At 44.9% G+C, this 14,651-nt stretch carries 16 protein-coding genes; 9 read left to right on the forward strand and 7 right to left on the reverse strand.

Going from position 1 to position 14,651, the window contains the following annotated elements; genetic code table 11:
• From A3762_RS02865 to A3762_RS02880, 4 genes are all read right to left on the reverse strand, one after another.
• A partial coding sequence (locus tag A3762_RS02865) for a PilZ domain-containing protein (protein WP_156493173.1) occupies positions 1-297 on the reverse strand: 297 nt, incomplete at its 3' end.
• Positions 298-458: 161 nt separating this feature from the next.
• The gene (locus A3762_RS02870) at positions 459-1,130 is read right to left on the reverse strand and encodes a TIGR04211 family SH3 domain-containing protein (protein ID WP_068479543.1); all 672 of its coding nucleotides are present in this window, start codon (positions 1,128-1,130) and stop codon (positions 459-461) included.
• Positions 1,131-1,154: 24 nt separating this feature from the next.
• Positions 1,155-1,454 carry a YciI family protein gene (locus A3762_RS02875; RefSeq protein ID WP_068754008.1) on the reverse strand — a complete coding sequence of 100 codons (300 nt, stop codon included), beginning with the start codon at positions 1,452-1,454 and terminating at the stop codon, positions 1,155-1,157.
• A 6-nt stretch (positions 1,455-1,460) separates the two neighbouring features.
• Positions 1,461-2,159 carry a VC0807 family protein gene (locus tag A3762_RS02880; RefSeq protein ID WP_068754010.1) on the reverse strand — a complete coding sequence of 233 codons (699 nt, stop codon included), beginning with the start codon at positions 2,157-2,159 and terminating at the stop codon, positions 1,461-1,463.
• A gap of 93 nt (positions 2,160-2,252) precedes the next feature.
• Between A3762_RS02880 and A3762_RS02885 the strand changes: the two genes are divergently transcribed.
• Positions 2,253-3,089, forward strand: a complete 837-nt coding sequence (locus A3762_RS02885; protein ID WP_255375023.1) for a PHP domain-containing protein — start codon at positions 2,253-2,255, stop codon at positions 3,087-3,089.
• Positions 3,086-4,750 (forward strand): fused response regulator/phosphatase, encoded by a 1,665-nt coding sequence (locus A3762_RS02890; RefSeq protein WP_197468978.1) that lies wholly within the window; start codon positions 3,086-3,088, stop codon positions 4,748-4,750. Before A3762_RS02885 ends, A3762_RS02890 begins: the two co-directional genes overlap by 4 nt.
• Before the next feature lie 6 nt (positions 4,751-4,756).
• On the opposite strand, the gene A3762_RS02895 is transcribed toward A3762_RS02890, so the two are convergent.
• Both A3762_RS02895 and rne read right to left on the reverse strand, forming a co-directional pair.
• A complete protein-coding gene (locus tag A3762_RS02895) occupies positions 4,757-5,305 on the reverse strand; it encodes a YecA family protein (protein ID WP_068754015.1) in 549 nt (182 codons plus the stop codon).
• Positions 5,306-5,379: 74 nt separating this feature from the next.
• On the reverse strand, positions 5,380-8,331 hold the full coding sequence (rne, locus tag A3762_RS02900) for a ribonuclease E (protein ID WP_082868898.1): 2,952 nt from the start codon (positions 8,329-8,331) through the stop codon (positions 5,380-5,382).
• 661 nt (positions 8,332-8,992) lie between these two features.
• On the opposite strand from rne, the gene A3762_RS02905 reads away from it, so the two are divergent.
• From A3762_RS02905 to A3762_RS02915, 3 genes are all read left to right on the forward strand, one after another.
• On the forward strand, positions 8,993-9,991 hold the full coding sequence (locus A3762_RS02905) for an RluA family pseudouridine synthase (RefSeq protein ID WP_231878711.1): 999 nt from the start codon (positions 8,993-8,995) through the stop codon (positions 9,989-9,991).
• The gene (locus tag A3762_RS02910) at positions 9,991-10,659 is read left to right on the forward strand and encodes an HAD family hydrolase (protein ID WP_068754018.1); all 669 of its coding nucleotides are present in this window, start codon (positions 9,991-9,993) and stop codon (positions 10,657-10,659) included. Before A3762_RS02905 ends, A3762_RS02910 begins: the two co-directional genes overlap by 1 nt.
• A 74-nt stretch (positions 10,660-10,733) precedes the next feature.
• Positions 10,734-11,717: a S49 family peptidase gene (locus A3762_RS02915; RefSeq protein WP_068754020.1), complete on the forward strand. Its 984-nt coding sequence runs from the start codon at positions 10,734-10,736 to the stop codon at positions 11,715-11,717.
• A gap of 43 nt (positions 11,718-11,760) precedes the next feature.
• Here A3762_RS02915 and A3762_RS02920 read toward each other — a convergent pair whose 3' ends face one another.
• The gene (locus A3762_RS02920; protein WP_068754022.1) at positions 11,761-12,354 is read right to left on the reverse strand and encodes a nucleoside triphosphate pyrophosphatase; all 594 of its coding nucleotides are present in this window, start codon (positions 12,352-12,354) and stop codon (positions 11,761-11,763) included.
• A gap of 150 nt (positions 12,355-12,504) precedes the next feature.
• Here A3762_RS02920 and A3762_RS02925 point away from each other — a divergent pair, with 150 nt between their 5' ends.
• From A3762_RS02925 to A3762_RS02940, 4 genes are all read left to right on the forward strand, one after another.
• Positions 12,505-13,017: a YceD family protein gene (locus A3762_RS02925; RefSeq protein ID WP_068754024.1), complete on the forward strand. Its 513-nt coding sequence runs from the start codon at positions 12,505-12,507 to the stop codon at positions 13,015-13,017.
• 63 nt (positions 13,018-13,080) lie between these two features.
• Positions 13,081-13,260, forward strand: a complete 180-nt coding sequence (gene rpmF / locus A3762_RS02930; protein ID WP_068476088.1) for a 50S ribosomal protein L32 — start codon at positions 13,081-13,083, stop codon at positions 13,258-13,260.
• A gap of 18 nt (positions 13,261-13,278) precedes the next feature.
• On the forward strand, positions 13,279-14,304 hold the full coding sequence (plsX, locus tag A3762_RS02935; protein ID WP_068754025.1) for a phosphate acyltransferase PlsX: 1,026 nt from the start codon (positions 13,279-13,281) through the stop codon (positions 14,302-14,304).
• Positions 14,305-14,328: 24 nt separating this feature from the next.
• Positions 14,329-14,651, forward strand: a 323-nt coding sequence (locus A3762_RS02940; RefSeq protein WP_156493174.1) for an ACP S-malonyltransferase, incomplete at its 3' end; no start/stop codon positions are given.

The raw sequence follows: 14,651 nt of genomic DNA on the forward strand, positions 1-14,651 counted from the left end.
TCCAACTACGTATCCCTCTGGTCCGTTTGGAGCGCATCGAATGACGCGCAAAGTCGCTGTTAGATCTGCTGTTTGTTCGGTGCCAGATTTGATCGTGGTGCGAAAAATAGCATCTTTATCAAGTGGTTCTTTCAGCCTAAACATCAGACCAGCTCCACTTAAGTTTAAGCACATAGCTGGGTACGTTTTGTCTGAGTCGAGCATGTGAATCTCAATGTCAGTGTTTAATGCCATTCTCCGAAAATTGCGTTTTTCAGAATAATTGCGTTGTACATTGGTCATAGCGACATGTGCCATAGCGACTTGATCCTGTTATTTTCTTTTATATCTAGCAGATAGATAAAGAATAATCCAAGAATCGGATAGGTTTTGATCAAGAGGGAGGCGTGACGGTGAGACTGTCTACTAGGTCTCACCGTGCTACGAAGTTTTACAAATGAAGGGGAATGTTGAGTTGCTTAAGCCCAGCTATCGTTCTTTTTGCTTGGTTTAAGTAGCGGAACGATGAGCGCAAGAATGACACCGAGTAGAACAAGTGCGCCTCCGATTAGCATCATATTGGATTCCGACTTGTCTTTTAATCGAGCATTCTCAACCTCGAGTAGTTCGAGTTGATTGCGTAACTCTTCATTGCTCTCACGCAGCTCTCGGTTGCTGCGGTCTAGGTTAAGAGCATCCGCTGATACGGATTTAACACGCGCTAACTCAGTGTTGTTAGCGTTTAGTGTTTTACTCGTTTGTGCATGATCTTTCTCAAGTGCATTGAAGTTACCTTGCAAGGCGTTGAGTTTTGTATTCAGATCTTTATTGCTAGTACGCAATTGATTTAATTCTTTTTCTGCTTTGGCCAATTTCGCTTTCGCGATAGGTTCTGCAGAGAGGTAGCGTGTTGGCAAATAACCCTCTGTTCCGCCTTTTGTGCGCACAAAGGAGTACCCTGTTTCTTTGTTTTGTTCGATGATTTCAATGGCTGTGCCGCTTGGAAGTCCTTTGTGTACGATGCGGAATCCTGTGCCTTCACCACTTCTGAGTGGAACGAGTAATGTGTCATCGATATACATCGTGCTGGCGTGAACAGAAGCGCTCAGGCTAAAGCTTAGAATAATTGCGATGATAGAAGCGAATTTCATGGCTAATTTTGTCCTACAAATTAATTAAGGAAGTACTTTTTTAAATGGTTTTACGACGACGTTTGCGTAAACGCCTGCCGAAATATACGGATCATCGTCTGCCCAGCTTTGTGCTTCAGAAAGGGAGGCAAATTCTGCAACGACAATGCTCCCTGTAAATCCTGCTGGTCCTGGGTCTTCTGAATCTAAAGCAGGGTGCGGTCCTGCGATCAGTAATCGGCCTTCATTTTTTAGTTGCTCAAGTCGTTCTATGTGAGCAGGGCGTGCTGATTTGCGTTTTTCTAAACTGTTTTCCACATCTGTAGAAATAATGGCGTAATACATAATATCTCAACTGTGCAATATGTCTTCTAGCGCGAGGCCGGTGAGTGATTTAATTTTTTTAAATAGATACATCATCGCGATAATCATAACGATTACGCAGGGGATCGTGATTACTGGATAGCTAAGTAAATTCATTGTGCCGAGTTGATCATTAAATTCAGCTGTTCCACTTGGGCTAGTAACAATTACCTTTGCCAGTACGTAGTTCAAGATTGCCGACAAAAGGAATGATGCGGCAAGTATATAGGTGGCGATTTTCAGAGCGTCCTCAAAAAGGCCTTGCGACTGGTTTTCTGCTAACGCAGCGTCTACTTTATCGATCTGAAGTATTTTATCGTTATAGATAAATGTCTTAACCAGTGGGTAGGGCGTTTTTAACGAAATAATGGTGCCAATACCAATTATGAGAGGAATGGCTGCTTCTTTTATAGCGATATATTTGCTGTCGAGTTCAAGCAAACCGATGCTGCTTGTGAGCAATATGCTGATGAAACCAAGAGCTGGAATAAAACCGAATTTTTTCTCTTGAACGAATTGGTAGATGCCGTAGCCTAGCGGCAATGAAAGGCCAAGAATCAAGCCATACACTGGTCCGAGTTGGTCTTCTGGGCTGAGGTATTTAAGAACGAGTGTAGGAAGAATTACACACAAAATAAGTTCTAGGAATATATTTCCAGAGTTTGCTTTCTGATTAGGTTGGGTCATTATTTTTCCAAAGATTTAAAGCAAAACAAGCAGTCGCCTTCAAAATACAAAAAGGCGGCAAGATTATACGATGTTATAAACGAGAATATTAGTGTGAGGTTTTCAAATATTGACTTACATTGCCATAGTTTTATGTCTGATGGCAGTTTAAGTCCACGAGATGTTGTTGAACGCGCCCATGCGAATGGTGTTGAGTGTTTGTCGCTCACCGATCATGACACGATCGCGGGCTTAAATGAGGCTAATTCGGTTGCCGAAGAGTTAGGCATGAGTCTGGTGCCAGGAATCGAAATCTCTTGTCAGTGGAGTAAGTTCGGCGTGCATATATTGGCTTATAACTTCTCTTTAGATTGTCCTGTGATGACACAAGTGCAACGACATCAAACTGAGTTGAGAATTGCTCGAGCTCAAGAAATATCTGCTCGACTCGAGAAAAAAGGCCTACCGCCAACATTTGATAAAGCGAAAAGCTTGAGCCATGAGGGAATACCCGGAAGGCCTCATTTTGCCAAAGTGCTTATCGAAATTGGCGCCGTTGAGACAATGAATGAAGCATTTAAGCGTTACTTGGGTTCTGGTAAGGCAGGAGATGTGAAAAGTATTTGGCCGGATTTACAGACCGTGATGTCGTGGGTTAAAGAAGCTGGCGCAACAGGTGTTATCGCACATCCTCGTAAGTATGATTTTAGTTTAACTAGACTTCGTGAATTGATTGTTGAGTTTAGCGACTTGGGAGGGCAAGGAATGGAAGTTGTCGTATCTGGACAAAAACCAGGAGAGGTCGGAATGCTAGGCGATATGTGTCGTAGATTTGGTTTGTATGGTTCTGTTGGCAGTGATTTTCATTCGCCTGATTGGTCATGGGCAGAGTTAGGACGTATCCAGCCTTTACCCGAAACAGTTAAACCCGTATGGGAGCTCTGGTCTTGAAGATATTGATCGTCGACGATCAGGAAATTTGCCGTATCGTTCTAAAGGTCGCGTTAAAAGACATTGGTAATGAATGCATTGAAGCTGAGAATGGCGAGCAAGCAATCGCTTTATTCAAGGAGCATTCTCCAGATCTTGTTCTGCTTGATGTAGTGATGCCTGTTATGGACGGATTCGCCACGGCACCAGTGATTAAAGAATTAGCGGGTAACAATCACACTCCTATTATTTTTCTTACCTCTAACAACGCTAAAGATGCCCTAAAAGAATGTTTGGCATGCGGTGGGGACGACTTTCTTCAAAAGCCTGTTGATACCTCAATATTGGTGTCAAAAATCAAGGCGCATATGCGTACCAAGAGTTTAATGAACGAGCTTCAAGACAAGACTAAAGAGCTTGAAGTTTTGCATGAAACCTTGCGTCAGGAACATGAAACCGGACAGCATGTTTTGTCGCACTCTCTATCGCGGAACCTAAGCGATTGTAAAAATGTTCGCTCATATATCGCATCTCAATCCACGTTCAATGGCGACATATGTCTGTTTGCGCGAAAACCGTTTGGAGGTTTGTACATATTTTTGGGTGATCTTACTGGTCACGGTTTAGCCGCCGCAATTGGCACGATTCCATTGTCTCAAGTATTTTTTACGATGACGCGAAAAGGTAAGCCGGCGGCTTCTATCGTTAGGGAGATGAATCGTTCTTTGAGAAACTTTGTGCCGCGATCAATGTTTTGCGCTGCGGGCTTTATTGAGCTGGATGCTAGTGGTGAAAGGGCAAGGGTATGGTTGGGTGGTTTGCCTGCTTGTTATCATGTTAATGCCTATGAAGGAAAATGTAATGAAGTGCTTTCTAAACATCTGCCTTTAGGGATTCTTGAGAATGAAGCGTTTAATGCCAGTATGGATGATATTGATTTCCACCAGGGAGATTCTCTTCTTCTAATGACTGATGGAATTCCAGAGTCGACAAACAGCACTGATGAAATGTTTGGGATGGATCGTGTAGCTCAGTGTGTTTCAAGAGAGCAAACGGACGTGTTCAAGGAGATGTTGAGTCAATACCACAGCTTTGTTGAGGATGCACCTCAGCATGATGATGTATCTTTACTAGAGGTGATGGCATATAAGCCGGAAGCTGATGATATTCTTATGAACGACGTTTCGATGTTTCCCTGGAAAACCTCGCTCATGTTCAATGAGGAATTCTTGCGTAAAGATCTAAATATTGCGTCTGAGGTGTTTTATTTGCTTCCGGATCGACCTGAATTTGCGGTTCATCAGGAAACAATTGCAACTGTCCTGACGGAGTTATTCTGTAATGCCTTGGATCATGGCATTTTGCAGTTATGCTCTTCTCTGAAACAAGATGCAGAAGGTTTTGAAAGTTATTATTTGATGCGTGCAGAGCGCTTGACAGCATTAAGCGAAGCGAGCATTGAAATAAAACTTGAGTACGGTCTTGATGAACCAAGAGTTCTCGATATTGAGATTATCGATTCAGGCGCTGGATTTGATATTTCCGACATCACAGAAAGGCCTTTCGATGATCATGCTCCTAGTTTTCACGGGAGAGGTTTGAAGTTGGTTGAATCGCTCTGCCGCAAAGTGCGCTTAAACGATAAGGGGAATAGTGTGCGAGCCTCAATTCGACTCGCATAAATGGTCTTAAGCTTTGCTGTGATAGAACAAGAATACGTCGGTTAGTTGTTCAGCAATGATCGTTTCAAACTGTTGCATTAACTTCTTATTGTTGATGATTGGAGCAAAGTCTTCATTATCAAATAAACCAGATAAGGCCATATACGGAAGTAACAATTCGGCGCTTATTTCTTCGTTCTGATTAAACCAATCTGACTCGTTATTTAAAATTCCCTCAACAAAACCCGCGCACCAGCTTATCAACGCATCATCATAGTGTTCGTCTTCATCCTCGAAAGGGAGAATAATTGACGAGCCTTCGGTAAGGCTTTCTATGAGTTCGCTGTGCATGACTGCAATGCAGCCTGCTAGATGGTCTAACTCTTTCTCCATTCCGCTCAGTGTTTGTTCTGCGAGGCAGATGTTGGTTATCTGCGGGATTGTTAATTCAACAGGACCAACAACAGTCGCGCTCACCAGGCCGTGCAAGCCAAAATAGTCAAGCGTGTCATCACTAAGAGACTCGTCAAACAATAACTCTTCTAGTTGGTCGACGGCAGATTCAGAAAGAGGCATAGATTTATATCCGTAAAATAAAAAGCCAGAAGCGCATTAAGCTAACTTCTGGCTTAAAGAAAGTCCAATAAAGCTTATTGGTCTTGCGTTTCACCTTCATTCACTGGTGCTGCTGAAGCCGCTGATGGCTGGCTTTCAGTAGCTTTCGCGCGTGGGTCGTTGTGTGCAAGTTTTGCTTCACCTCGCTGGCGACGGCGTGCTGGGCGCTGAGGCTTAAAGGTACTAGCGTTTGAGTTTGCAACGGCAACCGAAACATCAGGGCTTGATTTAGACTCTGCAGCTTCCGGCTTCGGCTCGGGCTTTTTCTCCACTAGAGCTTTTGCCGTTTCAGCTTTTTCTGCTGGTACTTCAGATTGGGCTTTGGTTCCTGATGCTTGTTCGCCAGTGGCTTCTTTTTCTGAGCTTGGGCGACGACGACGGCGACGACGTTGCGGTGCCGGTTTTGTATCGTCTTCTTTCGCTTCAGTTTCAGCAGTCGTTACGGCCTCAGCTTGCGCAGATGGCTTTTCAGCTTTTTCTGCTTTTGTTTCGGCTTTAGGCGCTTCTTCTTTTGAAGTTTTGCTTACTGCGGCATCATTCGGTGTTGCACTTTCAGGCTCCGACGCTGCTTTTTCTGCTGGCTTTTCAGCGCTAGTTGCTTTTGCGTTAGCCGTTGCTTTTTCTGTCGAATCAGCAGTTGGCTGAGTGACTTTCTCAGCAGGCGCTGCTGTTTTGGCAACTGGTTCTGCTGCCGGAGCTTTTTCAGTAGCAGGCGTTTCAGTGCTTGCAGCTTCAGTTGCTGTCGTGTTTTCCGCTTTAGGTGCATTACGACGACGGTTGCGGCGACGATTGTTTGAGCGTGGCGCTTTCTCTTGCGTCGCGTTCGAGTCGTTTTGTGCTGCGTCCGTTGCTGCAACAGGTGCTTCTTGAGCATCCGTTGTCGCTTTTTCTGCTTCCGCTTTTGCTGGCGCTACTTTTGCCAACTCTTCATCAGAGATAGGCTCAGGGCGTGGCTTCTCGCGATACTTCTGATTGTTAGAACCTGCATTGCGTTGACGACGTGGTCGCTTGTTGGCGCTATCTGTATTGTCGTTTTGCTTGCTTTGATTCTGTTTATTGCGCGGCGCGTTTTGCTCTTTTTCAGCCGTATTTCGATCATTTGAACGCGCTTTATCATTGTTGCGCTTGTTATTGCGCTGACCTTGGCGTTCATCATTGCGCTCCCGTTTGTTATTACGGTTTTGCTGATTATTACGGTCATCACCACGCTTAGTGCGTTTAGCATTCGTTTGTCGATTACTGTTTTGGCGACGTTGGTTGTTGTTGCGATTTTTAGGAGAAGGTTTCTCTTCTTCTTTCTCGCTTTCTTCAGAGCTAAACATTGCAGAAAGCTTGCTAGCAATCTTTGCAAACAAACCGCCTTCGTTCGAAGAAGTTGGAGCTGGAGGACGAGGCGTAATCGTCTTCACTGCGGCTTCTTCTTTAACTGTTTCACGTGGTTGTGCAGCGGTGCTTTGCTCTTCTTCGTTTTGGCTAACTTCAAGTGTATAGCTTGGTGTGTCCTCAAGGTTTGCGTAATCATCTTCACGCAAACGTGTCACTTCGAAGTGAGGTGTTTCTAGATGATCTTTAGGAACAATAATGACATCAACGTTTTGCTTACTTTCAATCTCAACGATTTGCTTACGCTTCTCATTCAGAAGGAAGGTTGCAACGCTAACTGGGACGATTGCTTGTATCGCACCAGTTTTTTCTTTTGCACTTTCTTCGTAGATCAAACGCATGATCGATAGTGCAAGAGATTCAATGTCACGAATGGTGCCTTGTCCGTTACAACGAGGGCAAGTTTCTGAACGTGTTTCGCCGAGTGAAGGACGCAAGCGTTGGCGAGACATTTCTAGCAAGCCAAAGCGAGAGATCTTTCCGACCTGAACACGTGCGCGATCTAACTCAAGTGCGTCACGCATACGGTTCTCAACTTCGCGTTGGTTTTTGCTAGGGCCCATGTCGATGAAGTCAATAACAATCAAACCGCCCATATCACGTAAGCGAAGTTGGCGTGCTATTTCATCAGCGGCTTCAAGGTTTGTTTGAAGTGCTGTTTCTTCAATGTCGCTGCCTTTTGTTGCACGCGCCGAGTTGATATCAATCGAGACAAGTGCCTCTGTTGGGTCGATAACAATAGAACCGCCAGACGGCAATTTTACTTCACGTTGGAATGCTGTTTCGATTTGCGCTTCGATTTGATAGCGGCTGAATAATGGGATCTCGTCTTGGTAGAGTTTGATCTTGTTTTCGTAAGCCGGCATTACAGCGCGAACGAAATTCAATACATCTTCAAATACTGCAGGTGCGTCGACCAATACCTCGCCGATATCTTGGCGCAGATAGTCTCGAATAGCGCGAATGATTACGTTGCTTTCTTGGTAGATTAAGAAAGGAGCGGGGCGGCTCTCAGACGCAGTCTTAATGGAATCCCAAAATTGAACAAGGTAATCAAGGTCCCATTGTAGTTCTTCAGTACTTCGACCAACGCCTGCAGTGCGAACAATAACGCCCATGCTGTTAGGCATGTTTAAGCCAGACATTGCTTCTTTTAGCTGTGCGCGATCTGGCCCTTCAATTCGGCGAGAAATGCCGCCGGCTCTTGCGTTGTTTGGCATGAGTACCAAGTAACGACCAGCTAGGCTGATAAACGTAGTGAGTGCAGCACCCTTGTTACCGCGTTCTTCCTTTTCAACCTGTACGATTACTTCTTGGCCTTCGCTGATCGCATCTTTGATGTTAACGCGGCCTTTGCCAGCGCTTGGCTTGAAGTATTCTTTTGAAATTTCTTTAAGAGGAAGGAAGCCGTGTCGCTCGGCACCGAAATCGACGAAAGCAGCTTCTAGGCTAGGTTCAACACGGGTTACTTTGCCTTTATAAATGTTTGCTTTCTTTTGCTCGCGAGAGCCGGCTTCAATGTCTAGGTCGTAGAGTTTTTGCCCGTCAACGAGGGCTACACGCAACTCTTCGCTTTGAGTCGCGTTGATTAACATTCTTTTCATGAACAACGTCCAATATGGCGCTGTATACAGGAAGGGCAGAAAGATTGAGGGTTAGAATACCTACAACTGTGGCGTTAAAACGAGCATGCAAACACTAAACTTCGGGTTTTATAGCTGCTCTGTTGAACTAACATCTCATTGTAAACAGCAGGTCTTATGGTCTCTTTACAACGCAAGTCTTGTGAACTCACGGTGTCGGCCTGTGTCGTGATCATGCTTTGAATGGCTTGCGAAGGCCTCTTTAAGCATCATCTAAAAATCTTTTGCGCTACGCTGTACAGCGTATTTATCCAATCATTTGTTTTGCAAACTGCGTAAAAACAAATGTTCCTTTGGGTGTTTCTCTTTTCATACCGTGAGCACAGTGAGCGCTATGCGATAGGCAGGCTTCAAGGCTTCGAACGATATGTATTACCAATGCATCACCATCATTCAACTTTGCCAACGCTTTTCTCATTGCTGTTTTTTGGCAACAAGTGCAAAGCGGCTATACTCTTTTTTCCTGCCGATTCTAGTGAAGAATGTGCGTATTTTACGGGGCTAAAGCTGTATGATTGCGGAAACGAAAATTTCGTTTCAAGCACCTTTGGATTTAAAAGGGGCCGACGCGGGAGCGAATATAGCAGTAATTGGTAGGTCGGGCAACGACTTAGAGGTGTAGGTGGCAGATCAAAAAGTAAAAGCTCAAAAACCTGAAGGACAAAAGAAGCCTTTGGGGCATGGTGTGCAATTAGTCACCATTACTGAGAAGAACGAAACTCAGCGGATCGACAATTTTTTATTGAGTGCGTGCAAGGGCGTGCCGAAGTCAAAAATTTATCGCGTGATTCGTAAAGGTGATGTGCGCATAAATAAAAAAAGATGTAAGCCAGAAACGAAGCTACAGCTCGGTGATATCGTTCGCGTTCCTCCTATGCACACAACGAACAGCGTTAACGGACAAGTTAAGGTTAGCGATTCTTTGTCTCAAGCGCTTAAAGATTCAGTTCTCTATGAAGACGATCAGCTTTTAGTGATCAATAAACCTTCTGGCTTGGCTGTTCATGGCGGAAGTGGTGTGAACTTGGGTTTGATAGAGGCTTTGCGTACAAAATACCCCGAACATCAGTTTCTTGAGCTCGTTCATCGATTAGATCGAGATACCTCTGGTGCTGTTCTGATTGCTAAGAGTCGTCCTGCCTTAAAAGCACTTCATGCGCAATTTAGAGATGATACGGTGAACAAGATTTACCATTTAGCGGTATTCGGTAAATGGCCAAAGCACAAAGTGATGGTGGATGCTCCGCTTCGTAAGAATGAGCTCAAATCTGGCGAGCGTATGGTGGTGGTGAGTGCTGACGGAAAACCGAGCCAAACGAAGTTTTCGATTCTGAATCGTTCGGATAAGTTTACCTTGGTTGAAGCAAAGCCGATTACTGGGCGTACGCACCAAATTCGCGTCCATGCCGCGTTTTCTAAACATCCAATTGTGGGGGATGTTAAGTATATTCAGAACTTGGTCGAAGATCAGGGCGGAATGGAGAAGGCGCGTTTGATGCTTCATGCGCGGGCCATAGAATTTGACTTGCCAATAAAGGGAGGCAAAACGCGACGCATGCGACTTGAAGCTGAATATGACGAGCGCTACACGCAAGCTCTGGAGAAAATGGAGTTACTTTAGTGCGATATTCAACGATAGTGTTCGATTGGGATGGAACCCTGGTAGATTCGGAGCGTCATATCGTTTCCTGCATCGCTGAATCTGCACAAGTGTGCGACCTACCTGAGCTCAGCTACGACCGCATGAAGAGTATCATCGGTCTCGGTATGAAAGAGGCTTTGTTTGATCTGTATCCTAATATTACTGAGGATCAGATACAGAAGTTGAGAGCGCACTATTCCCAGCGATTTCATCAGAATGAAGGTGCAGAGTTATCGTTATTCCCAGATGTATTCGACGTGCTTAAAGAGCTAAAAGATCGAGGCTTCGTTTTAGCTGTGGCGACAGGTAAGAGTCGACGCGGTCTTGATATGGCGAAGGAGCAGAGTGGGCTAGGACAGTTTTTTGATATTGAACGGTGCGCGGATGAAACGCGATCGAAGCCGCACCCGCAAATGCTTATCGAGATTTCTGACCATTTGAAGGTGCCGCGAGATCAAATGTTGATGGTTGGTGATACGACCTTTGATATGGAAATGGCGCAGAAGGCACAGATGCACAGTGTCGGCGTAAGCTACGGTGTGCATGCGGTGAAGAGCTTACGGCAATATAATCCGAAGCGCATTGTTGATGCGATGCCTGAGCTGCTAGCATGGCTCGTCGAATCACATGACGATATAAAGCTCTAGGTTTTTTATCGTGGGCGTTCTCAAGTCGATCGTTGATTAGTAATTTTGAGAAAACAATAAACTAGGAGTTCCTTTTGGAAAACTCAGATAACGTAAAGGCAGTCCCTCAGCCAACTAGTTCCAACTCTAAAGAATGGAAGTTAATTGAAAAAACGGTAGCTACTTTAGGGGTTGAGCAGCGACGTACTCGTCGTTGGGGTATTTTCTTTAAGTTGCTGACCTTCGCTTACTTATTCATTTTGCTTGGCGTGATGGCAAATGGTTTAAGTCCAAACGGTATGCAGGTTGACTCCGAAAATTACACTGCCTTGATTGATGTGCGAGGAGTGATTGCAGATCAAGAAGATGCTAGTGCTGATGTGATCGTGACAGGTTTGCGCTCTGCATTTGAGGCAGAAGGGGCTAAAGCGGTCATTTTGAGAATTAACAGCCCGGGCGGAAGTCCAGTTCAGTCTGGCTACGTCTATGATGAAATCAAGCGGTTGCGCGGCTTGTATCCTGAGAAAAAACTCTATGCAGTGATTACCGATTTGGGAGCCTCTGGCGCTTATTACATGGCAGCCGCTGCTGACGAAATTTATGCAGATAAAGCAAGCTTAGTTGGGTCTATCGGTGTAACAGCAGCAGGTTTTGGCTTTGTTGACCTGATTGATGAATATGGCGTTGAGCGTCGCACTTATACCTCTGGTGAGCACAAAGCATTTCTGGACCCGTTTAGTGAAGAGAATCCTGAAGAGGTGGCATTCTGGAAAACCGTGTTAACTAGTACGCATCAGCAATTCATTGATAAGGTGAAAGAAGGACGTGGCGATCGTTTGGTAGAAAACGATAAGTTATTTAGTGGATTAATCTGGAATGGAGAGCAAGCTCTTGAGTTGGGCTTGATTGACGGATTAGGTAGTTCTAGTTACGTGGCGCGCGAGCTTGTCGGTGCTGAAGATATTGTTGACTTCTCATTGCAGCCAGATCCATTCCAGCAATTTACAGAGTCCTTGGGTGTATCCATCGGCGGAGCGATCAGTTCAGTATTAGGTTTGAATACCATGCAGCTTCGTTAGATTTTTTAAAAAGCTATATAAGGCAGCTAGTTAGCTGCCTTTTTTATGGGAGCATAATACCGAAGCGCTCAAGTATGTGGCATAGCTCTATTAGTGGGAGGCCGATCAGAGCATTTGGATCTTTTGTCTCAATTGCCTCAAACAACGTAACGCCTAAACCTTCGACCTTGAATCCGCCAGCGCAATCATAAGATGGCTCTTTTTGCACATAGCTTTCAATTTGGGCGGATGTTAAAGGTTTAAATTTCACGCGCGTTAGATCGCAAGTGGTTTCTTCCTTCATTGTTTCGGTGTTAACGACCGAAAGAGCAGTAAAAAACGAAACTTCTTTGCCTGAGCAGAAGGCGAGTTGCTCGCAGTTCTTTTCGAAAGAACCTGGTTTATGAAGATATACTCCGTCGCAATAAGCTACCTGATCGCTACCGATAACAATGCTTTTGCTTGGTGATGAGAGTGAGGCCACCACATTATGCGCTTTTAGTGATGCGAGCTTTAGAGCTAAGTCTTTTGGAGAGTTGGCCGAAATAGATCTTTCATCGATCTTAGGAGCAATGCATTCAACGTGAGAAAACAGCTTTTCTAGTAGAGTTTTGCGGTATTTGCTAGATGAGCCAAGAATAATGTGATGAGTAGTCATTTAGTTTTCTTGAAATAGTTCGAATTGGCGCTAGTGTTTCATATTCCAAACTGATGCTGAAGCCTCAGTTGTGGACTGCTTTGAACGATTGTTAAAAAAATGTTGTTTTCTTTTGACAAGTACGGATCTCGCCAATAGAATTGCGCGCTTATGTCGGATCACTCACTCCCAAAGACTGTCGATCCCCTTAAATATGCTGACCAAAACAAGGTTTTGCAGGGGAAAATTGCAGTGCAATCTATGCCTCGCTTGGCAGATATTGTTCTAAGTACTGAAGGGGATGTAGAAGTAACGCTTGAGTTCGATCGCGATGAGCAACATCTTAGAGTTCTCAAAGGGCATCTAAAAGCGGAATTAGCTTTGACCTGCGAGCGTTGCTTAGAAGCGGTTAACAAGGTAGTAGAGTCAGACTTTCAGCTTGGTATTGTCTTATCAGATGAGCAAGCTAAGAACCTGCCTGGATACTATGAGCCGCTTTTGGTCGAGCCGGAAGTTATGCCGGTTTATGATGTGGTCGAAGAGGAATTGATCCTCAGTTTGCCGATGTTTTCCTATCATGATGATTGTAAAGCAGAGCAGTTTGGGGAAGAGCGAGAAATCGAAGAAGCACCGGAAAAAGAAAATCCTTTTGCCGTGTTATCTGAATTGAAGCTCAAAAAATAGTTTATGATTTGCGCGCACTTATAGATTGCGCCACATGAGAAAGACACCTTTCGGGAGAAACGTATGGCTGTTCAACAAAATCGCAAAACTCGCTCTAAGCGTGGCATGCGCCGTTCACACGACGCGCTAACTGGTGCAACTCTTTCAGTTGACTCAACTACTGGTGAAACGCACCGTCGTCACCACGTAACTGCAGACGGTTTTTACCGTGGTAAGCAAGTTATCGAGAAAGCAGACGACTAAGCGAATTATTCGCACGCTATGACAGGAAACCTGCGCATCGCTGTTGATGCGATGAGTTGTGATCATGGCGCACAAGTGGCGGTTAATGCGTCACTTTCGTTCTTAGAACGAAACAAAACCTCTGACATTGTTTTGGTTGGTAATCAAAGCGAGTTGGAGGTTTTTTTGTTTCAGCACCCGCTCTATTCCTCATTAAAACATCGTCTTGAAATAAGCCCAGCTAACTCTGTTGTTCTTATGGATGACAAGCCCTCAGTGGTGTTGCGTCGAAAGCAAGATAGCTCAATGGCTGAAGCACTAAAGATGGCGCGTGATGGCTCAGTATCAGCAGTGGTTAGTGGTGGAAATACCGGAGCCTTGATGGCTTTAGGGCGCTCCATTTTAGGGACCTTTCATGGTGTTGATCGCCCAGCTATCACAAAGCTATTTCCGTCTCAAAATGGTGGAACCTTAGTTCTTGATCTTGGTGCAAATGTAGATAGCTCAGCTGAGCAGCTTATGCAATTTGCCTTAATGGGCCAGATACTTGCGCAAGTGATTAAAGAGAAAGAGCAGGCGGACGTTGCGCTTCTTAATGTTGGTGATGAAAATATTAAGGGCAACGAGTTAGTTCGTTTGGCGGATTCTCTTATCAGAGAAGCGCCAGAAATTAACTATATTGGTTTTGCTGAGGGCGGCGATATTTTTCGAGGTAAAGCTGACGTTCTTGTTTGCGATGGTTTTGTTGGGAATATTGCACTAAAAAGCGCCGAGGGTGCGGCAAATATTATCCTTGATGGGGTGAAGTCCTTTTTTGAACGTTCATGGTTTACGCGCTTGTTAGCGAAGTTGTTGGCGCCACATATGGCTAGTGCGCTGAAACAGCTTGATCCCGATACGCACAACGGAGCCATGTTCTTAGGATTAAATGGCGTTGTGGTGAAAAGCCACGGCAACGCAAAGGTAGAAGCGTTTGTGCATGCAATTGAGCTTGCGGATCGCGAAGCACGCTCTAATCTACCTGAAAAAATTAACAAAGCACTAGAGTTCATCGCGTTCGACTAACTTGCGGTGATATAAGGAGGTTTTATGTCGTTGGTATTTATGTTCCCCGGTCAAGGATCGCAAAGTGTGGGCATGATGGCTGATTTGTTAGCATCATCAGAGAAGGCAAATCAGGTGTTTGCTGAAGCTTCTGACGCGATTGGTATCGATTTAAGAAAATTGGCGCTAGAAGGTCCTGAAGAGAGAATTAATCAAACAGAGATTACGCAGCCATTGATTCTCACCGCTAGTATCGCAGTATGGGAAGAGTGGTGTGCTCAAACAACGATTCGACCGGACTTTATGTGTGGCCATAGCCTCGGTGAGTACACCGCGCTTGTTGCCTCTGGCGCTATTTCATTGTCTGA

It is taken from the genome of Oleiphilus sp. HI0125, assembly GCF_001635355.1.